The organism is uncultured Psychroserpens sp. (assembly GCF_947494225.1).
Lineage (GTDB): Bacteria > Bacteroidota > Bacteroidia > Flavobacteriales > Flavobacteriaceae > Psychroserpens.
Window position 1 is genome coordinate 698,178 of sequence record NZ_CANLUG010000002.1, and the last position, 22,151, is coordinate 720,328.

General features: G+C 34.2%; 15 protein-coding genes and 1 riboswitch. Of the genes, 11 read left to right on the forward strand and 4 right to left on the reverse strand.

All coding sequences use genetic code 11. From position 1 onward, the window contains the following. Positions 1 to 82 precede the first annotated feature (82 nt). The 5 genes from Q0893_RS07200 (at position 83) to Q0893_RS07220 (ending at position 6,201) form a co-directional block, all read left to right on the forward strand. Entirely contained in the window at positions 83 to 451 is a 369-nt protein-coding gene (locus tag Q0893_RS07200; RefSeq protein WP_299273883.1) for a hypothetical protein, read from the forward strand. A 9-nt stretch (positions 452 to 460) separates the two neighbouring features. Further along, positions 461 to 1,309, forward strand: a complete 849-nt coding sequence (locus Q0893_RS07205; RefSeq protein WP_298900268.1) for a GLPGLI family protein — start codon at positions 461 to 463, stop codon at positions 1,307 to 1,309. Between the two features lie 168 nt (positions 1,310 to 1,477). Beyond that, positions 1,478 to 2,368: a GLPGLI family protein gene (locus Q0893_RS07210; protein ID WP_298900266.1), complete on the forward strand. Its 891-nt coding sequence runs from the start codon at positions 1,478 to 1,480 to the stop codon at positions 2,366 to 2,368. Between the two features lie 59 nt (positions 2,369 to 2,427). Next, positions 2,428 to 5,166, forward strand: a complete 2,739-nt coding sequence (locus Q0893_RS07215; protein ID WP_298900265.1) for a TonB-dependent receptor — start codon at positions 2,428 to 2,430, stop codon at positions 5,164 to 5,166. 213 nt (positions 5,167 to 5,379) lie between these two features. Continuing rightward, on the forward strand, positions 5,380 to 6,201 hold the full coding sequence (locus Q0893_RS07220) for a GLPGLI family protein (RefSeq protein ID WP_298900264.1): 822 nt from the start codon (positions 5,380 to 5,382) through the stop codon (positions 6,199 to 6,201). A gap of 66 nt (positions 6,202 to 6,267) precedes the next feature. Here the strand turns inward: Q0893_RS07220 and Q0893_RS07225 are convergent, their stop codons facing one another. The 4 genes from Q0893_RS07225 to metK form a co-directional block, all read right to left on the reverse strand. After that, positions 6,268 to 8,094: a hypothetical protein gene (locus Q0893_RS07225; RefSeq protein WP_298900263.1), complete on the reverse strand. Its 1,827-nt coding sequence runs from the start codon at positions 8,092 to 8,094 to the stop codon at positions 6,268 to 6,270. A 56-nt stretch (positions 8,095 to 8,150) separates the two neighbouring features. After that, positions 8,151 to 9,989, reverse strand: a complete 1,839-nt coding sequence (locus Q0893_RS07230; RefSeq protein WP_299273889.1) for a carboxypeptidase-like regulatory domain-containing protein — start codon at positions 9,987 to 9,989, stop codon at positions 8,151 to 8,153. Between the two features lie 81 nt (positions 9,990 to 10,070). Further along, positions 10,071 to 10,874, reverse strand: coding sequence for a hypothetical protein (locus tag Q0893_RS07235; protein WP_299273892.1), 804 nt, complete (start codon positions 10,872 to 10,874; stop codon positions 10,071 to 10,073). A gap of 96 nt (positions 10,875 to 10,970) precedes the next feature. Continuing rightward, positions 10,971 to 12,224 (reverse strand): methionine adenosyltransferase, encoded by a 1,254-nt coding sequence (metK, locus tag Q0893_RS07240; protein ID WP_298900260.1) that lies wholly within the window; start codon positions 12,222 to 12,224, stop codon positions 10,971 to 10,973. A 256-nt stretch (positions 12,225 to 12,480) separates the two neighbouring features. Continuing rightward, positions 12,481 to 12,602: riboswitch (SAM riboswitch) on the forward strand. 284 nt (positions 12,603 to 12,886) lie between these two features. Between metK and Q0893_RS07245 the strand changes: the two genes are divergently transcribed. The 6 genes from Q0893_RS07245 to Q0893_RS07270 all read left to right on the forward strand — a co-directional run bounded on the left by Q0893_RS07245 (position 12,887) and on the right by Q0893_RS07270 (position 22,120). After that, positions 12,887 to 14,062: a PLP-dependent aspartate aminotransferase family protein gene (locus tag Q0893_RS07245; RefSeq protein WP_298900259.1), complete on the forward strand. Its 1,176-nt coding sequence runs from the start codon at positions 12,887 to 12,889 to the stop codon at positions 14,060 to 14,062. Continuing rightward, a complete protein-coding gene (locus tag Q0893_RS07250) occupies positions 14,049 to 15,131 on the forward strand; it encodes an aspartate kinase (RefSeq protein WP_298900258.1) in 1,083 nt (360 codons plus the stop codon). Before Q0893_RS07245 ends, Q0893_RS07250 begins: the two co-directional genes overlap by 14 nt. A gap of 5 nt (positions 15,132 to 15,136) precedes the next feature. Then, positions 15,137 to 16,138: a homocysteine S-methyltransferase family protein gene (locus Q0893_RS07255; protein ID WP_298900257.1), complete on the forward strand. Its 1,002-nt coding sequence runs from the start codon at positions 15,137 to 15,139 to the stop codon at positions 16,136 to 16,138. Beyond that, positions 16,138 to 18,816 (forward strand): methionine synthase, encoded by a 2,679-nt coding sequence (gene metH, locus Q0893_RS07260; protein WP_299273899.1) that lies wholly within the window; start codon positions 16,138 to 16,140, stop codon positions 18,814 to 18,816. The genes Q0893_RS07255 and metH overlap by 1 nt, the downstream gene beginning before the upstream one ends. Positions 18,817 to 18,988: 172 nt before the next feature. Further along, entirely contained in the window at positions 18,989 to 19,945 is a 957-nt protein-coding gene (metF, locus tag Q0893_RS07265; protein WP_299273902.1) for a methylenetetrahydrofolate reductase [NAD(P)H], read from the forward strand. A 63-nt stretch (positions 19,946 to 20,008) separates the two neighbouring features. After that, entirely contained in the window at positions 20,009 to 22,120 is a 2,112-nt protein-coding gene (locus tag Q0893_RS07270) for an AAA family ATPase (protein ID WP_299273905.1), read from the forward strand. Positions 22,121 to 22,151 lie beyond the last annotated feature (31 nt).

Below are 22,151 nucleotides of genomic sequence, written 5' to 3' on the forward strand. Positions count from 1 at the left end.
AACACTCGTTAACACTGGTTAACTCAAAAACACAAAAAGGCCAGTTACATTTGTGTCATATTAATCATTAAACATAAAACACATGAAAAACCTATTAACCATTTTAGTGCTTTTAGTTACAGCATTTAGTTTTAGTCAATCAAATGGTATAAACGGAAAAGTAACATCTAATGACATTAAGGTAACAGATTTGAGTATTTCGGTAACTGTTGATTCGGCCGAAGAAGTTAAATCTACTTTTAAGATAGAGGATGTAAAAGAACTTTTAGCAGAAGTTGGAAGCGATGAAAATATTACATTCGAAATTACATGTAATGGAAAAGCGATGTCCAACGGAAAAAAGAGTAAGTTCTCCTATAAAGTTAATGGCAGTAATAAAGACATTGACGGTTTTTTAACTAATGTAAAAAAAATGAGGAAAGCTGCAATTGAATATTATAACAACAAATAAATAAAACCAATGAAAGTTATTATTAAAGTAATTATTGTATCGGCACTTTTGCTTGTTTCAAAAGTTAACGCTCAAGAATTTAAAGGTGAGGCTACTTATAAGTCTAAACGTAAAATAGATATTAAATTAGATAGTACCCAAGTAGATTCTGGTATGCAAGAACGAATGATGGAAATGTTAAAAAAGCAATTCGAAAGAACCTATATTTTATCATTTAATAAAGAAGAATCACTATACAAGGAAGAAGAAACATTAGGAGCTCCACAGCCACAAGGAATGCAAGTCGTTATGATTGGTTCTGGCGGATCTGACGTCCTTTATAAGAACATTAAAGAAAAACGCTTTACTAACCAAAATGAATCTTTTAGTAAGCTCTTCTTAATCAAGGATTCTATACAAAATCATAAATGGACCTTGGGATCTGAGACTAAAAATATTGGAGAGTATACATGTTTTAAGGCTACAATGACCAGAGAGATTGAGGACATTGAAAGCGGTATAAGTTTTAATGGAGATAAGGATTTGAGCAGAGATGAAAATGCACCTCCAAAAATGAAAGAAATCACAATTACCGCTTGGTATACACCTCAAATTCCTGTGAGTGTAGGGCCTGGGAATTATCATGGTTTACCTGGATTAATTCTTGAAGTTAATGATGGCACAGAAACCGTAATCTGTAGTAAAATTGTTCTGAACCCAAAGAAAGCATCTGATATTGTGGAACCTAAAAAAGGAAAAGAGGTAACGCAAGAGGCTTATGATAAAATCATGGAGAAGAAAATGAAGGAAATGGAAGAGCGTTTTAGATCTAATGGAAGAGGTGATGGTGAAAACATTGAGATAAGAATTGGAGGTTAAGACCATACTTTAAGAAAATTTTAACCTTTAGGGATTTAACATTTGGTGTTTTTTTGAGTCTTAGTACTTTAATTAAAGTATTTTTGAACGTTAATGTTATCGTAAAAAATAGCATTTTGTTTAATGCTTGTTTAAATTTGATGAACAAGACTAATTTATTACTCAATTATGAAAACACTAGTATCACGACTTAGCGTTGTAGCAGTATTATTATTTTTATCGCTTAATGTAAACGCGCAAGATTTTCAAGGACAAGCTATTTATCAAACAAAAACCACTCTAGATATGAGTAGTTGGGGTGGAGGACAAATGAGCGATCAGCAAAAAAAGATGATAGCCGAGCGTATGAAAAGTATGCTAGAGAAAACTTATGTGTTAAATTTTAATCGTAGTGAGTCTACATACAAAGAGGAAGAAAAACTTGAAGCGCCAGGATCTGGAGGAAGTCGATGGGGAGGTATGATGAGTAGCTTTACTGGAGGACCGCAATACAAGAACATAAAAGAAAATGTGATTCTTCAAGAGCAAGAATTTTTTGGCAAAGCGTTTTTGGTTAAAGATTCTCTTCCAGCGTTAGAATGGAAACTGGGTAGTGAAACCAAACAAATAGGGCAGTATACATGTTTTAAGGCCACAACTACTAAAAAGGTAGATGAGATGGATTTTATGAGCATGCGTCGAAAAAAGCCTAAGAAAGACGAAGAAAAGAAGGAAGGTGAGGAAACTGCAGATACAACTGCATCAAAATCTGATGATCCTTTTGATGAAGTTGAGGTGCCAAAGTTTGTCATAGTAACGGCATGGTATACACCTCAAATTCCTGTGAGTGCTGGGCCTGCAGATTATCATGGTTTACCAGGTTTAATTCTTGAAGTTCAATCTGATAGAACTGTGATGCTATGTACAAAAATAGTTATGAACCCTCAAGAGAAAGAAGCCATTGATAAACCTGAAAAAGGTGATATTGTAACTCGAGAAGAGTACAATAAAATTATGAAAGACAAAATTCAAGAAATGCGAGAGATGTATGGTGGTAGGAATAGAGGTCGTAGAAATTAAAAAATAATCAAAGTTTCTGTTTTCAGTAGAAAACAAATAAAGAAACAAAATCCAATCAAATGAGAAACATAATTATACTAGCGTTACTGTTAGTAACTGGCATATCTAGTGCCCAAATTTCAGTAAGAGGAGTTGTTAAAGATAGTTTAGGAGCGCCTTTAGAGCTTGCCAATGTAATTGCAATTAATAAAGAAACTAAGGCCATGGCGTCTTATGCAATTACAAACGACAAAGGTCAATTTAAACTCGATTTAGAGAAAAATAAAACCTATAGTATCCAAGTGAGTTACATTGGTATGAAAACGCTTTCAGAAGAACTATCTACCAAAGAAGTTAGTATCACCAAAGATTATAAGTTAATGCCAGATAATGCACTTGCAGCTGTGGAATTAACCTATGAAATGCCAGTAACAATAAAAGGAGATACATTAGTTTATAATGCCGATTCCTTTAAAGATGGTACCGAACGGAAACTCGAAGATGTACTTAAAAAACTTCCAGGTGTTGAAATTAACGATGACGGACAAATAGAAGTTGAGGGTAAAGTTGTTTCTAAGGTTATGGTTGATGGTAAAGATTTTTTTGATGGTGATTCTAAATTAGCCACAAAAAATATTCCTTCAAATGCCGTTGATAAAGTTCAAGTTCTAAAAAATTATTCTAATGTTGGGCAGCTAAGTGGTGTGACTAATAACCAGGATAATATCGCCATTAATATTAAACTAAAAGAAGGTAAAAAGAACTTCTGGTTTGGTGATGTTACAGCTGGAGGTGGTGTTTCAGATGACGAAGGCTTGTATTTGGTGCAACCAAAACTATTTTATTATAGTCCAAAGTACAGCGTCAACCTCATTGGAGATTTAAATAATATTGGCGAAGTAGCTTTTACTAGACGAGATTTCTTTAATTTCTCTGGAGGCTTCAATCGTCCAAGTCAGCAAAGTGGTACGAACCTTAATTTAGGAAATAATAACTTAGGTTTCTTAACGCTTCAAAATAATCAAGCCCAAAGTATTGAGACAAAATTTGGCGCAGCTAATTTTAGTTATTCGCCAAAGAAAACTTTAGATATTGGTGGTTTTGCCATTTTTACAAGCTCTAGAATAGATCTTCAAGAAAACCGTTCTGTGAAATATACCGATTCAGATTTAGGAATTCCTGATGAAGACACCGAAAGTAAAACAGAACAAAAAAGTGATTTGGCATTGTTTAAACTTAATGCCAAGTACAAGCCTAATGCAAATAATCAACTAGATTATGCCATTTTAGGAAGAACATCAAAAGAATCTCAGGATCAAAATTTCTCGTCGTCTGTAGTAGGTAATACCTTGCAATTTGAAGAAAATAGCCCTTACAGCGTTAACCAAACTTTAAATTACTATTACACCTTAAACGACAGCAATATTTTTGCACTAGAAGCACAACATTTAATACAAGATGAAGACCCATTTTATAATGCATTGTTAGAAAACGATCCAACAAACAATGACGCCGATCCACAAGATAGAGACCCTTTTGATACTACAGCACAAGGCTTAGGGTTTGATCAAACATTGAACAACTATAATATAGCACAAGACAAACGTATCAAGTCAAATCAATTAGATGCTAAGTTAGATTACTGGAATGTATTAAATAACAAGAGTAATATTAATTTCACTCTTGGAACCATTTTAAGTCGTCAAGATTTTGATAGTAATATCTTTCAGTTTTTAGATGATAATTCGGTTTTCGATTCGTCTCCAATCTTTAATGATGGTCTCGATACAAACGATATTAAATACAACTTTAGTGATTTGTATTTAGGTGTTCACTACAGACTTAAAAGTGGTAAGTTTACATTTACTCCCGGGTTTTCAACGCATGCTTATAGTGCAAAAAACACCCAGTTTGGAACCGAGTTTAAAGATAATTTCTTTAGAGTATTGCCAGACTTAAACGTGCGTTTAGAATTGAAAAAAAGCGAGAATTTAAACTTAAGTTATCGCATGAATACAGAGTTTACAGATGTGACACAATTGGCAAGAGGATTAGTAATGAACAATTATGATTCTTACTTTACAGGAAATCAAACCCTAAAAAATGGAACATCGCATAACGTAAACCTATCCTATTTCAGCTTTAACATGTTTAACTATACCAATGTATTTGCAAACATGAGTTATAGCAAACGAATAGATCAAATAAGAACACTATCTAATTTCGAAAGTATTATTAGAACAAGTTCGCCTTTTAATTCAGGATTTGCAGATGAGACCTTTAATGCTTTTGGGCGTTTTCAAAGAAACTTCCGAAAAATTAGAGCTACATTAAATGCCAGCTTTACATACTCTAAGTTTAACCAATTTATTCAGGATAGACGTTCTGTAAATGAAAGTTACAATCAAAATTATCGTGCACAATTGCGTACCAATTTTAGAGAGGCTCCAAATGTAGAGGTGTCTTATCGTTACGGAATTAATAACAATAAGCAAGGTGGTACAAATACAACGTTTTTCACGCATGCGCCAACTATTGAGTTTGATGCTTATATCTGGAAAGCAGTGACCTTTAGAACCGATTTCACTTACAACGAAACACGTGATAAAGAGCGTATGCTTAATAACAACGAACTATGGAACGCCTCATTAGCTTACCGAAAAGATAAAGACGCAAAATTTGAATACGAACTCAAGGCTACCAACTTATTGAACACACAATCACGATTTAATAACAGTCAAGGTAATTTCTCTGTAAGTACAACCGAGTATTTTATTCAACCGCGATTCTTAACGTTTAGAGTTATCTATTCGCTATAAACATTAGGGCGTTACTTTTGTTAAGACAAAAGTCAGGCTTTCGGCAGTCGCTCTCTGCGAGGAGCTCCAACAAAGCCTCAATCCTTAACGCATAAAAAAGCCTTCTCATTTGAGAAGGCTTTTTTTGTGGTTTGTTAAATTCTAATAATATCATATAAGTTGTTTAGCTTTTTCGTAAATTTGTTAAACAATTTATAGACTAATTCAAACATTATGAAAACACTAACCACAAAATTCTCTATTCTGGTATTTAGTTTGCTTGTGACATTAAACTTAAGTGCTCAGGATTTTCAAGGTCAAGCCACTTATATCACAAAATCTACAATGGATTTGGGTCGTTTTGGAGACCGATTAAGTGAAGCTCAAAAAAAGCAAGTTAAAGACCGATTAAAAAACCGGCTAGAAAAGACCTATACACTTACATTCAATAAAGAGGAATCTACATTTAACGAAAATGATAAATTGGATGCGATTTCTGGTGCCACCGATTCTTGGGGTAAAAATTTCACACCAGGAGAGCAATACAAAAATGTGAAAACCAATACCCAAATTCAGGATCAAGAATTTTATGGCAAACGTTTTCTGGTTAAAGACAAATTGCAACCCATCATCTGGAAAATGGAGTCAGAAACAAAACAAATAGGGACATACACATGCTTTAGGGCTACGGCTTCTATACCTTCAGACGAACTCACATGGTATAATTTCTCATGGGATAAATTACGACCTAATTCTGATGCCAACAGTGATGAGAAACAAGAAGTCGCAATGACAGAGGTAGAGGCGTGGTATTCACCACAAATACCTGTTGGTCATGGTCCTTCAGAATATTGGGGCTTACCAGGACTTATTCTAGAGGTAAGTGCAGGAAGTACAACAATATTATGTTCTAAAATCATTATAAACCCCGAAGAGAAAGAAAAGATAGAGGCGCCAAATAAAGGCAAAGAGGTGACCAAGCAAGAATATCAAGACATCATTGTTGCAAAAATGAAAGAGTTTAGAGAGAATCGTGTTGGACGCCAACGTGGATAGTTATGATTGAAAATTAAAAAAAGCCTTCTCATTTGAGAAGGCTTTTTTTAATTTTTTACCTTTTGTTTATTCATCTCTTAAGATGTGCACAACACCTGTGAAGGTATGTGAGTTTCCTTCGAAATCTTCATAAGTACCATCAAAGTTAATATCTATATATTCACCTACCTCACCAAAACTAGTAATGTTACAAACAAGCGTATTTGGTCCATCATCTATAAAAATTGGACCTTCTACACCAAAACCAATGTCATTGCCAAATCCATTATGGTTATAAGCGCCTGTATATGGCGGATTATCATTTAACCTAAATTGAAAGAAAAAAGAATTCTGATTTTCATTACTAGAATCATAGCCTTGTATTGATAATCTAGGTATTGAAGGAGTGGGCGGACTAAAATATAGTCCCGCAAATAAGTTTGTAACAATCATTACGCTCTCGTCTTGATCTATTTGATAGGTGATAAACTCGTCAATCGTGTTACACGCTGTTAACGTACCAATATTAGTTATCGGACTAGTGTATGTATATGCAATAGAGTCTGTTTCTTGTAGATTAACATAATCAAAGGCTTGAAGATAAAACGTATCCTCATCGTCACAACGCAAGAAGTTGATTTCAAAGTCACCATTACTCACATATTCTGATGTTTGGTAACTAGCTGAATTTAGAAATACATAACCATCTGTTACAGGGTTACCTGAACATGTATTGAAAACACCAGTGACAGTTTCAAGTTGTATATTGGGGCTTTCTGTAATTTCGATTCCAATTGAAGAGTCTTCTAAAAAAGGCCCAATATTAGCAGTATAAATGCTCTCCGAACTGCAAGTCCCTAAACCTTGTATATAGACGTTCACTTCTAATAGTTCTCCGCTAGGCACCAAACCGCATACTTCTCCACTTCCATTAGTATACCCACTACGAGTGCCATAAACAGAACTCGTAATATCAACACGTAAATTGGCTAAGTCATCATTGGTTGAGTTTGTAACGGTAACACATAAATTTACAGCTTCGGCAGGAATGTCACAGTTCCAAAATGAGAAATGCGATACGGTTCCAACATACATGTTACCAACTAAAGTGGCCTGACCTTCTTCTATCCAATACCCATTTGCTTCGTCAAAATACCACAGCGGAATTGTATTTGGCGCATTAGTTACCAAACTAGGATCTAATGGTACTTTTATTTCTGCTGTTGATCCCTCTGCAAGGTTAAGGTCTTCCCCATTCTCACCACGTAATTCTACCGCCAACATTCCAAAGGTTTGAAGCATACGCTCCTCATTTTGGGAATTAGCAGCATAGAGCATACCTGGCATTTGATCTTCCATGTCTTCGTCTGTAGGATCTAAAAGATGCATAATCACATTAACATTACCATCGTAGGCAGTGCCATCAGGTTTTATATAATCACCTTCCAAACCAACCGAAGCACCATTTGGTAAACTAATCGTTTCTTGAGTACCACTTGCCGTTGTTCCTACAACAGTTTCAGGCAACATCATGATACGTACTTTGTTGGTACCTACACTAGGCACGACGGCTCTAGAAGCATGGATATAACCAGCTTTTTCAGCTTTTACATAACCAAAACGTTGATTAACAGTGGCGTCATTAATTATAAAAATACCATTGCTATCAGTCATGGCTGTTGAGGAGCCAATACTGATCATTACATTTTCTAACGGATTGCCATTGATGTCAATGACAGTTCCAAAAAAGTCTCTTGAGATTTCATTTCCAAAGTTTTCGGAAAATGTGGTAGGGTCTGGACCTTGATTTTGTGGATTTGAAGCCCTGTTGTCATCATCTGTACAAGACAAACATAAAAACAGAGATAGTAAAACAAACATTAAAGGTTTACGGGGCATTTGTAATAATTTCATAGAGTTAAGTTTTGTTGTTATTATAATAACAGTTAATATGATTAAATTCCTAGTGACTAATTGCCTAGATCCCTAAGAACATGGATTGATCCTTCCATAGTGTGTGGTTGACCATTAAAATCGAAATAGTCTAATTCGAAAGTGATATCTATGTATTCACCAACTTCTCCTATACTATTTATATTGAATAATGCTGTGTTATCGAGAGTCATAGCATGACCGCAGTCATTGCCATTAAATGTGATACCCATGTTGTCATTAGGGTCTTGAAAATACCAATAATCATAAGAGCCTACTAATGTGTTAAAATCTTGTGTTAAGATGCCAATTAACCTGAAACAATCTTCTTCAGGGAAATTTCCAAAAGTAGTTTCAATTTGAATTAAATAGGTTTCAATTGGAAAACTTTGATCGTCTAAATTATATTCGAGTTCTGCTACAGAAATTTCAGTAAACAAGAAATTTTGGGTACTGTCAATGGTATACTCTATATATTCGTCAATGTCGCTACAAGTAGAAATTGTACCAATATTTGTTTCCGGAGATGTAAAAGCAACATTAGTTTGACTAGCACTTTGTAGTGTATTTGTATCATAAGCCTCAATTGAAAAATCACTGTCATCAGCACATCTCAATACAGTCGTTTGTAGCATGCCGTTGTTTATGTTTTCAAAAGATGAAAATTCACCAGTATTAATTAGAGCATATCCATTAATAATTGGGTTTTGATCGCAATCCACAAAATTCCCTACTATTGTTTCTGAAATTAAATCAGTACCATCTAGTACAATAGTAATAACTTGTTCTTCTGTTATTGGACCAATAGTATCTTCGTAAGCAATAGTACAAGAACCATTTCCATTTATCGTTAGCTCTAAAGACTCATTTAGAGGCATATAACCACAAACTTGTCCTAGTTCATTTGTAATTCCTGAAGTCGTCTGATTTAAGTTAGAGCTGTGAAGAATAATCTCTTGATTTGGAATAGTATTACCAATGTCATTGACTAATTTAATGCATACAATTTCAGCTTCTCTAGGAATATCATAATTCCAAAATGAGAAATGAGATACCATTCCAATATATTGATTGCCAACTAATGTTGCTTCACCTTCTTCAACCCAATACCCATTAACTTCATCAAAATACCACAATGGAATTGTATTAGGAGCATTAAGTATTAAACTTTCATCTAGAGGGATTTTTATCTCTGCCGAAGATCCTTCTGCTAGGTTAAGGTCTTGCCCATTTTCACCACGTAATTCTACGGCAAGCATCCCAAAAGTTTGTAGCATGCGTTCCTCATTTTGGGCATTGGCAGCATACAACATCCCTGGCATTTGATCTTCCATGTCTTCGTCTGTTGGGTCTAAAAGATGCATAATCACATTAACATTACCATCGTATGCGGTTCCATCAGCTTTTATATAATCACCTTCCAAACCAACCGAAGCCCCATTTGGTAAACTAATCGCTTCTTGAGTACCACTTGCCGTTGTTCCTACTACAGTTTCAGGCAACATCATGATATGTACTTTGTTGGTACCTTCACTGGGAACAACAGCTCTTGAGGCATGAATGTAACCTGTTTTTTCTGCTTTGATATACCCAAAACGTTGATTGACCGTAGCACTGTTAATAATAAAAACACCGTTATTATCGGTTGTTGCTGTAGAATTTCCAATGGTAATCATAACATTTGAAATGGGAATGTTATTAATATCAACCACTGTCCCTAAAAAGTTTCTTGATATCTCGTCGCCAAAGTTTTCTGAAAATGCTGTTGAATCTGGGTTCTGGCTTTGTAAGGTACCTGAACTATCACTATCGTCTAATTCGCAAGAGGTTAAAAACAGAGCGATTAGTGTTGTAAAACATACCTTTAAAATTTTCATAGTAGATTGATTGTTATTTCTACTAAGATGAAGAATATAAAAAAAGGTTGCGTGATGTCTTACAATAAATTTTAACTGAGTCTATTGATTTTGTCTTTTGGTCATGTTAAATGTTCCTTGCCCAGGAGAAAAGAATATTGGAATAAAACCTTTCCAGAAGAATAGCTTCTTCTTAAATTTCCAAGTACCTGTAATGGTTTGTTTACTTCTCGAAAATTCACCTGTATAAAAAAGAGTTGGATGTTTTTTACTTTGATCTAAATGGTGATTACCAGCCGTATCAAAGCTTGCCTTTATGGGCATGTTTTTTGTAAAACGAATAATGTCCTCTCGGTAGGTTCCTTTTACGATTCCAATTCCAGGAGTGCCCCCAGTTGCTAGGTCATCTTCAACAGTTCCGGAAAACTTGTTGTTTTTTACTGTATCTATTGTTAGTGTGAAATTGACATTCATCATAGTCTCATCTTTGTATGTGTCTGGAATGCCATATTGATATTGCCCCAGCCAAGTGCCTTGGAGATCAATGTTGCCCTCTTCTGTCATAGGGTTTAAAATGGAAGCATCTAAAGCAAATGGGCTGCTAGAAATTGTAATCACGTTTTCTCCATATGCTAAATCTTCGAGTTGCTTTAAAATAACTTGGTCTAATTCTTTTGGAGCTTGATTTTTTGGGTATTCATTGGCAACACTTAAAATATACTCTTCTACGGTTTGTTGACCTAGCGCATCTAAGAACACTTTTTGAGGCCATGGATCCATAGTGATAACACGTGGTCGTTCATTATCAAAAACATGAATCATATCATTATTTAACCAATCCCATTTAGAATTTCGGTAAAAATAACTGTCTTTGATTTCTGAGGATTCTAGTGCTTCGAAGGTCATTACAACTAAATATTAGATTTGAGAAGATACAAACTCTCAATAAAATAAAAAACCTCTAAATCATGATTTAGAGGTTTTTTTATAAATTTAATTAGATTATAATCCAAAAGCACTTTTAATCTTATCTACATAATCTAATTTCTCCCAAGTAAACAATTCGACGTCCATCGTAATTGGGTCTCCATTAGGTTGATTAAACGTTTTGCTAACCGTTTCGGTATCACGACCCATATGTCCGTAAGCTGCTGTTTCGCTATACATAGGTTGACGTAATTTTAAGCGTTCTTCAATGGCTGCTGGCCTCATATCAAAAACAGTTGCGATTTTTTCGGCAATTTCTCCATCAGTGAGGTTAAAAGGACAAGTACCATATGTGTCTACAAAAATTGAAGTTGGTTCAACAACACCAATGGCATAACTTACTTGAACTAGAATTTCATTACAAATTCCTGCTGCGACCATGTTTTTTGCAATATGTCTTGTTGCATATGCAGCACTTCGATCAACTTTACTCGGATCTTTCCCCGAGAATGCACCACCACCATGAGCGCCTTTTCCTCCATAAGTGTCTACAATAATCTTACGTCCAGTTAATCCAGTATCTCCATGAGGGCCGCCAATTACAAACTTCCCAGTTGGGTTGATGTGGTAGGTAATATCATCATTAAACAACACTTTAATATGTTCAGGTAATTTTGCAACAACTCTAGGAATTAGAATGTCAACAATATCTTTTCTAATCTTAGCAAGCATTTCTTCGTCATTACCAAAATCGTCATGCTGTGTAGATACTACAATAGCATCAATACGTTGAGGAACATTATCATCGCTATATTCAATAGTTACCTGACTTTTAGAATCTGGTCTTAAATATGTGATGTCTTTGTTTTCACGTCTTAAATCTGCCAATTCTTTTAAAATTCGATGCGATAAATCTAAGGCTAGAGGCATGAAGTTTTCGGTTTCACGAGTGGCATATCCAAACATCATTCCTTGGTCTCCAGCACCTTGCTCTTCCTTGCTCGATCTGTCTACACCACGATTAATATCTTCTGATTGCTCATGAATAGCCGAAAATACGCCACATGAATTTCCATCAAACATATACTCACTTTTTGTATACCCAATTTTATTGATAGTATCTCTTGCAATTTTTTGTACATCCAAATATGTATTGGATTTAACTTCACCAGCAAGAACAACCTGTCCAGTCGTTACCAACGTTTCACATGCCACTTTTGATTCTTTGTCAAAAGCTAAAAAATTATCTATTAAAGCATCACTTATTTGATCTGCTACTTTATCTGGATGTCCTTCAGAGACGCTTTCCGAAGTAAATAAATATCCCATAAATCCCTTTTAAATTTTAATTATTTCTGAAAAATTAATTGAGATTGCTTGGTCGCTAGAGAAGTTGTAAACTAACTGCTTTAGCATTTTTTAATGAGGTTGCAATCAGAACAAATTTTTCCTCTTAAATTGTTATTTGGCAAAAGTAAAAAAATAAAGGGGAAACTAAATTTATTTTAAATTTTTTATGAATTATTTGGATATTAAATTTTTCTGTTGCAATATTTGTACTCACAAAGTTCAATAACTTACTGAAATGTTATCAAGAAAGGCGGAGGGAATAGACCCGACGAAGCCTTAGCAACCCTTAAGCAATTAAGAAGGTGCTACATTCTACTTGAAGCGTGATTCATTTATCACGATTTAGATAGATAACTCAAGCGTAATTACTCATCTGTATTTACGTATTTCTTATAACATTTTTCTATTAGGTACGCTTTTTATAAGCGCATTTGACTTTTGGTTTAATCGTGCTATCTGTTGAGCGAGATTAATGATGAGGGAACAGATAGATTTTTTAATTAGACAAGAAAGAAAAATTTAACATAGTGTTTAGCTACGTTCAATTTTTATTTTGAAGTATAAGTGATAAAAATACTTTTAACTCCATTTATCTTGTTTAACAGATAGCACACATTATTAACTCAAAAAAAATTAGAAAAATGAGTGCAACAAAAATTATTCATTCCATTCCTAGTGATCCACTCACTGGAGCAATTTCGGTACCAGTGTACCAAACTTCAACCTTTATTCAAGAAGCACCTGGCGTCAATAAAGGTTATGATTATGCAAGAAGTAATAACCCAACACGTAAGGCTTTAGAAGATGTCGTCGCCAATCTCGAAGGTGGAGATTCAGCTTTTGCCTTTGCAACAGGGTTAGCAGCTATTGATGCTGTTTTAAAACTATTATCGGCTGGTGATGAAATCATTGCTGTAGATGATATTTATGGAGGAGCCTATCGTTTATTTACCCATGTTTATGAAAAACTCGGCATAAAAGTTCATTATGTCGATACTACAGAGGCTTCTAATGTGGCTAATGTTATTAGTAGTAAGACCAAACTGGTGTGGATAGAGTCTCCTACAAATCCAACCTTGAAAGTGTCCGATATTCAAACGATTAGCATTATTGCTAAAAGTGTTGGAGCCTTGTTGGTTGTTGATAATACATTTGCGAGCCCAATAGCACAACAACCTATTGCGTTGGGAGCGGATATAATTATTCATAGTGGTACCAAGTACATAGGAGGGCATTCCGACTTAGTCGCTGGTTTGGTGGTGACCAAAACAAAGGAACTTTCCGAACAACTTAAGTTTATTCAGAATGCATCTGGTGGGATTTTAGGACCTTGGGATTGTTTTTTAACCATTCGTGGCATCGAAACTTTAGAGTTACGTTATCAAAAACAATGTGAAAATGCCTTTGCAGTTGCTGCCTTTTTGGTAAATCATCATGCCGTTGAAGAGGTGTATTTTCCTGGTTTGGTGACTCATAAGAATCACGATATTGCGAAACGTCAACAAAATGGGTTATTTGGCGGTATCGTCTCTTTTACCTTAAAAGAAGATACACAAGAAGCTGCTAATCGTTTTGTGACCAGCACAAGCTATTTTAAACTTGCTGAAAGCCTTGGAGGTGTAAAGAGTTTACTTTGTCATCCTCCTCAAATGACACATGCCTCAATACCAAGAGAGAAACGTTTACAATCTGGAATCAAAGATTCGTTAATACGTTTGTCTTGTGGAATTGAAGATGCTCAAGATTTAATTAATGACCTAAATCAGGCCTTCGCTGTAGAACATAAGTCTAAAACCAAAAGTTATGTCAAATCCTAAAACCATACATTTAGTCATATTTGGAATTGGAAATGTAGGTAGTACACTTATAAATCAAATTAATGCTTCTAAACAGCGACTAAAGGAGCAACTCAATTTAACTGTTGAAATTCCTGTTGTTACCAATTCAAAGTTGGTGTTTTTTAACGGAAATAAAGACACACATACATGGGAAACTAATTTTGAGAAGTTTTCAGTGCCTTTTAATGTGACCGAGATTATTCAGTATATAAAAGAGCAACATTACAAGCATGTTATTGCCATAGATGCCACGTCTGGTGAAGACCTAGTTAAGAGCTATGTGTCTCTAATTGAAAATGGATTTCATATTGTTTCGGCTAATAAATTAGCAAATACATTACATTATGATTTTTATGAGCGCTTACGATTATCTCTTAAAAAACACAATCGATCATTTTTATATGAAACCAATGTAGGTGCCGGGCTTCCAATTATTGAAACGATAAAGCAACTCTATGACTCAGGTGAGCAGATAGAAAAGATTCGAGGCGTGTTTTCAGGGTCGTTAAGCTATGTGTTTAATAGGTTTTCTGCTGAAAATGAACCATTTTCAAAAGTGTTGTCCAAAGCATCGAATTTGGGATTAACAGAACCAGATGCTCGGGATGATCTTTCTGGTCATGATGTGGCTAGGAAATTATTAATCTTAGCACGAGAATTAGACTTAAACGTAGAATTTCAAAATGTCAAAATTGAATCGCTTGTACCCAAACAACTTAATGGGAAAACAACATTGCATCAATTTAAAACCAGAATTAAGGAGTTAGATCAGCCTTTTTTAAAACGCAAACAGGCCTTATCTCAATGTGAGGTTTTAAGGTATGTAGGAGAATTGAATGTGGCCAAAAAAGTGCTGGAGGTGAAACTTATTTCTGAAGATAAGCAATCGGCATTAGGTCAATTAAAAGGTGCGGATTCTATTTTTGAAATTTTTACAAAATCATATGGAGAGCAGCCATTAGTCATTCAAGGAGCTGGTGCAGGAAAAGCGGTTACAGCACGCGGATTACTATCAGATGTTGTTAAACTTTCAAAGCATTTAAATTAAAATTTATGGGCAATATTAGAGAAGAGATAGAAAAGCGAATATTGGTTTTAGATGGTGCCATGGGAACGATGTTACAGCGATATGATTTTTCTGAAGAAGATTTTAGAGGAACACGCTTTAAGGATTATCCATCGTCTTTAAAAGGGAATAACGACCTATTGTCGTTAACCCAACCTGAGGCTATTGCCGAAGTACATCGCTTATATTTTGAAGCTGGTGCAGATATTATAGAAACCAATACATTTTCAGGAACAACAATTGCTATGGCAGATTATCAAATGGAAGATTTGGTTTATGAGCTCAATTTTGAATCGGCAAAAATAGCAAAACAAGTGGCTAATAAATTTACACTTGAAAACCCCGATCAGCCTCGATTTGTGGCGGGAAGTATTGGTCCTACCAATAAAACGGCTAGCATGTCTCCAGATGTGAATAGACCCGAATATAGGGCAATTACATTTGAAGAATTACGAGTTGCATATAAGGAACAGGTGGAGGCTCTAATTGATGGAGGTGTAGATGTGCTTTTGGTAGAAACTATATTTGATACACTCAACGCTAAAGCAGCGTTGTTTGCTATTGAACAGGTTAAAGAAGAACGGCAAGTTGATATACCAATTATGGTGTCTGGAACCATTACCGATGCTTCAGGACGTACTTTGTCTGGTCAAACTGTTGAAGCGTTTTTAACGTCCATTTCTCATGTTCCTTTGCTAAGTGTAGGCTTTAATTGTGCATTAGGAGCCGAGCAATTACAGCCTTACTTACAACGTTTATCCCACGAAAGCGAATTCTATATTTCTGCCCACCCCAATGCAGGATTACCGAATGCATTTGGTGAATATGACCAATCTGCAGAACAAATGAAAGCCTTAGTAGAAAGCTATCTTAAAGATGGCTTAGTAAATATTATTGGTGGATGTTGTGGGACAAACCCAGAGCATATTAAGGCCATTTCAGAAGTTGCACGACACTATCAACCACGTCAGATTAATGTAGAAGTATAATGGCAAAACGAAATACATATTTAAAACTATCAGGTCTAGAACCACTTGTAGTAACTCCAGAAAGTAACTTTATAAATGTTGGAGAACGAACAAATGTAACTGGGTCTCGAAAATTTCTTCGTTTAATAAAAGAAGAAAAATTTGACGAGGCCTTAGACGTGGCTAGAAATCAGGTTGAAGGAGGAGCCCAGATTTTAGACGTCAATATGGACGAAGGTATGCTTGATGGGAAATATGCAATGGTTAAATTTTTAAATCTCATTGCTTCAGAGCCCGATATTGCACGTATCCCCATAATGATTGATAGTTCTAAATGGGAAATTATCGAAGCAGGATTACAAGTAGTTCAAGGTAAATGTGTTGTCAACTCGATTAGTTTAAAAGAAGGTGAATCAGAGTTTTTACGACAAGCAACTTTGGTTAAACGTTATGGAGCAGCTGTCATTATAATGGCCTTTGATGAAATTGGTCAAGCCGATACTTTTCAAAGACGTATAGATATTTGTAAACGCTCTTATGAGCTTTTAGTTAATGAGATTAATTTTCCTCCTGAAGATATTATTTTTGATCCTAACATTTTTCCTGTCGCTACAGGAATGGATGAACATCGTTTAAATGCCTTAGACTTTTTTAAGGCTACAAAATGGATTCGTGAAAACTTACCACATGTAAATGTATCTGGAGGCGTGAGTAATGTTTCGTTTTCATTTAGAGGCAATACCACAGTTAGAGAAGCTATTAACTCTGCATTTTTGTATCATGCTATACAATATGGGATGACATTAGGGATCGTAAATCCAACCATGTTAGAGGTCTACGACGAAATTCCAGACGATTTATTAGAGCGTGTTGAAGATGTATTGTTTGATAAGCGAGAGGACGCTACAGAACGCTTGTTAGATTTTGCTGAAACTGTAAAAGGGCAAAAAAAGAAAGATGAAACCACTGTTTTAGAATGGAGGAACGCACCTTTACAAGAACGAATTACACATAGCCTAGTTAAAGGAATTGATGCTTTTATCGTGGAAGATGTTGAAGAGGCTCGTGTATTGTCTATTAAACCTATTCAGGTTATCGAAGGCCATTTGATGATTGGAATGAACGTTGTTGGCGACTTATTTGGAAGTGGGAAAATGTTCTTACCTCAGGTTGTAAAATCTGCTCGTGTTATGAAAAAGGCAGTAGCTTATTTGCAACCTTTTATTGAAGCCGAAAAGGATGGGAAACAGGCATTTGCTGGTAAAATTTTAATGGCCACAGTAAAAGGCGATGTACACGATATTGGTAAAAATATCGTGAGTGTTGTTTTGGGATGCAACAATTATGAGATTATCGATTTAGGAGTTATGGTGCCTCCAGAAAAAATTATAGAGACAGCAGTTAAAGAAAATGTTGATGTTATAGGATTAAGTGGTTTAATAACACCATCACTTGATGAAATGGTTTACCTTTCAAAAGCTATGAAAAAGGAAAATTTAACCATACCATTAATCATTGGTGGTGCAACCACATCCAAAGCGCATACGTCTGTTAAAATTGCTCCTAATTATAATCACACTGTGGTGCATATTAATGATGCTTCGAGAGCAGTAACCGTTGTTGGTAATTTATTGCAAAAAGACAATCATATTTTTAAAACTCAGATAAGGGAAGAGTATAATGCATTTAGAGAACAGTTCTTAAAACGCGGAAAGCGAAAAGAATATATTTCTATAGAGGCAGCCCGAAAAAATAAGTATCAGATTGATTGGAATACATCAGAAATTGTAAAACCAAAACAATTAGGAATTCAGGTCATTGAAACTTTTAATCTTAAATTATTAGAACCTTATATTGATTGGAGTCCGTTTTTTAGAAGCTGGGATCTACATGGGAAATTTCCAGAAATATTAAACGATACTATTGTTGGAGCACAGGCTCAAGAATTGTATAAAGATGCGCAACACTTATTGAAACAAATTTTTGATGAACAGTTGTTAAAGGCAAAAGCTATTTATGGATTATTTCCGGCCAATACAGTTAACGATGATGATATCGAAGTCTACGATGAATCTAAAAATGTACAGGCCACCTTCTTAACACTAAGACAGCAGCTTAAAAAGAGAGCTGGCGTTCCAAATCATGCTTTGGCCGATTTTATAGCGCCAAAGAATAGTGGGAAACAAGACTATATAGGAACGTTTTGCGTTACAACCGGTTTTGGAACTCAAGAGCTAGCAGAACAATTTGAAAGTGATAATGATGATTATAACTCGATTATGATTAAAGCTTTGGCAGATCGTCTAGCCGAGGCCTTTGCAGAATATTTACATGAACATGTAAGAAAAGATGTTTGGGCTTATGCATCAAATGAACACCTTAGCAATGAGGAGTTAATTAAAGAAACTTATAAAGGGATTCGTCCTGCTCCTGGTTATCCTGCTTGTCCAGATCACTTAGAAAAACAGACCATATGGCGAATATTAGATGTTGAAAATAGAATAGGGGTTAAGTTAACCGAAAGTTTAGCGATGTGGCCTGCAGCGAGTGTTAGCGGCTATTATTTTGGACATCCAGAAGCAAAATATTTTGGTTTGGGTAAAATTACCGAAGATCAACTTAAAGATTATGCTAAGCGTAGACAAATAACCCTTGAAGATGCCCAAAAATGGCTCAATCCAAACCTCGCAGAAACTTAACAATTTCTTAGAGTTGAGCTTATAATAACATAGAGATTAAATAGTAATCTTGTATTAACCTATAAATTCAAGATGATGAAAAAGTATAAAATAGAAATCAGATTTGCATTACAATTGATATTACTTACTGCAGTGTCATTGCTTATAGCATATCTGACGTCAACACCTTAATATGAAAGTTACCAGACACATAAAAAATGCCAATGGAAATACACAGTTTTCATTCGAAATTTTACCGCCTTTAAAAGGACAACATATTCAATCTATATTTGATAATATTGATCCGTTAATGGAATTCAATCCACCTTTTATTGATGTCACCTATCATCGTGAAGAATACACCTTTAAAGATGTAGGTAATGGGTTGCTTAAAAAGCAAATTGTAAAAAAACGACCAGGAACAGTAGGAATTTGTGCCGCTATTCAGAACAAATATGGTGTTGATGCAATACCGCATATTTTGTGCGGTGGGTTTACAAAAGAAGACACCGAAAATTTTCTTATCGATCTCGATTTTTTAGGTATTGATAATGTCATGGCACTTCGTGGTGATGCCGTAAAGACCGAAACGTATTTCAAACCAGAGAAAGATGGTCATCACTATGCTAGCGAATTGGTGAGTCAAATTTCCGACTTAAACAAAGGGGCTTATTTGGACGAGGAATTGGAAAATTCTTCACCAACTAATTTTTGTATTGGCGTTGGGGCGTATCCCGAAAAACATGCCGAAGCTCCTAGTCTAGATAGTGATATTCACTTTCTAAAAAAGAAAATAAAAAAAGGTGCAGAATATATCGTCACACAAATGTTTTTTGATAATGACAAGTATTTCAAATTTGTTGAAAAATGTAGAAATGAGGGAATAACCGTTCCTATAATTCCTGGATTAAAACCAATAGCAACAAAAAAACAACTCAATTTAATTCCGCATCGATTTCATGTCGATTTACCCGAAGATTTAATTATCGAAATTGTAAAATGCAAAGACAATAAAGCGGTTAGACAAGTAGGAGTAGAGTGGTGTATTCAACAATCTAAAGCCCTTCAAAAAGCAGGAATTCCTGTGCTACATTATTATTCTATGGGAAAAAGTGACAATATTAAAGCTGTTGCGTCGCAGGTGTTTTAAAAGCTTGATTTATATATAATTAATATATTAGAAGTTGTATTTTTAATATATTAATTAGATTGTATGAAAAAGGCTTTGGATATTGAATTGGATTTTGAAAACATCAAAAATTTCAAAAATTACTTTTTAAATGAAAATTCTAATAAACCGATCAGGTTTTTACCAAAAACAAACCATATAAATATTCTTATAGGCTCAAACAATAGTGGTAAAAGTAGGTTTTTAAGATCTTTAATGAATCAAAATAAACTGTTAGGAGTTCATAACATTAATTCACTAAAGCTTTTTATAGAAGAGTATAATGTTTTAATTAATAGTTTTGATTCTGTTTTTTCAGTCTCATCATCTCTAATTTCATATTTAACTCAAACTTATGGAAAAGAAAAAATTAATGATGAATTAAAACTTGTTGCAAACAATACGTTTAAATTGATTCCTATAGACTTTAACTTTCATTTATATAAGTTGTTTCAAGGAATGAAGCAAAATCTTTTACTAATTGATCAAATAGATATGGTTCTTTTTGGAGCAGATGAATTGAGTGTAAGTGGACGAAGGAACTATCTTAGAGGTCTTAATGTTAATAATAATAGATTTATCAGTAATAACTATATAAACGAATCTGCTTTAACAAATTTAAAGGACAAGCTTAATCCAATAAGAAACGTCTCTAATCAAATTAAGCAATATGTTAATGGCTTAGAAATAAAAAGGGGTGGTAGAATTTATATACCAACTCTAAGAACAGCTCACTCATTATTTGAACCTGATATAAGTTCTATTGAAAATGAAAGCTCTGAGAGGGTGAGTAGAAATAGAATAAATAAAGATATTTTTCAGGAAACAATTAGGAAAAACTATGAATCGCTTAGTAAGGATATAGATATTTTTACTGGTTTAAATTTGTATAATGAGATTGTTAATACTAGAAATAGTAAAAAAGAAAATAGATCTAAATTTCATGAATTTGAGGAATTTTTAAGACTTCATTTTTTTGATGGTAAAGAGATTGATATTGTCGCAGATTTTAATATAGAAAAAAACCACTCAGGTGATTATCAAGATAATTTAATCCAAATTTTTATAGGGAATAAAAGTGAAAAACTACATGATTTGGGAGATGGTATTCAATCGTTAATAATTTTAATGTATAAAATTTTTCTTGCTGAAAAGGATTCAATTATATACATAGATGAACCAGAATTAAATTTACATCCAGGTTATCAAAGGCTTTTTCTAGAGCAAATAACAACAAATAAGAATCTGTTAGATAAGAATCTAACATATTTTATAGTCACGCACTCTAACCATTTTTTGGACTTAACATTGGAGAAAGATAACATCTCAATTTATTCCTTTAACTCGCTTGATAAAGAGAAATTTTTAATCCGTAATGTTAACGCTGGAGATAATCAGACTTTAAGAAATTTAGGAGTTAATAATTCATCTGTGTTTTTAGCTAATTCTAGTATTTGGGTTGAAGGTATTTCAGATAGAAATTTTATAAAAGCATTTCTACTAGCTTATTGTGAGAGTAAAAAGAAACCTAGGCCTCGAGAGGATATAGATTTTGCATTTTTTGAATATGCTGGGTCTAATTTGGTTCACTATGATTTTGATAAAAGGAATAAAAATGCTTACAAGGAGGAAAAAGATTTAATTACATCTTATGCATTGAATAATAAGATATTATTGATTTCAGATTTAGATTCTGGTAAAGATACTAAGCACAGTCATATTGATGAGATAGCGAAGTCAACTGAAGGGTTTGAATATAAAACAACTAAACCTTATAGAGAAATAGAAAACCTATTAAGTGATTCAATTTGGAGTAAAGTTTTAATCGAGTTTTGTAATAAGAACGACGTAAAAAAGAATAAAGCTAATATTCAGAAAAGAATTGAAGAATCTTTGGAGAAAACAAAGCCTGAAAAATTTAAAAACAATTATATAGGTGTTTTTCTAAAGGAGTTGAAAATAACAGAATTAAATTCTATTTACAAAGTTAATGATGACAAGTCTCCAGGAACATTCATTCCTAAGGCAGAATTGAGTCAGATTGTATTATCCAAAGTTAGAAGTAAAGAAATTACATGGGGTGATTTTTCAAGTAATAAAACTATAGTTGAGTTAACTAAATCAGTTTATGATTTTATAGAAAAAGCTAAAAACTAAGACTGTCATTTAAAATGTTATTTTTGTGGCA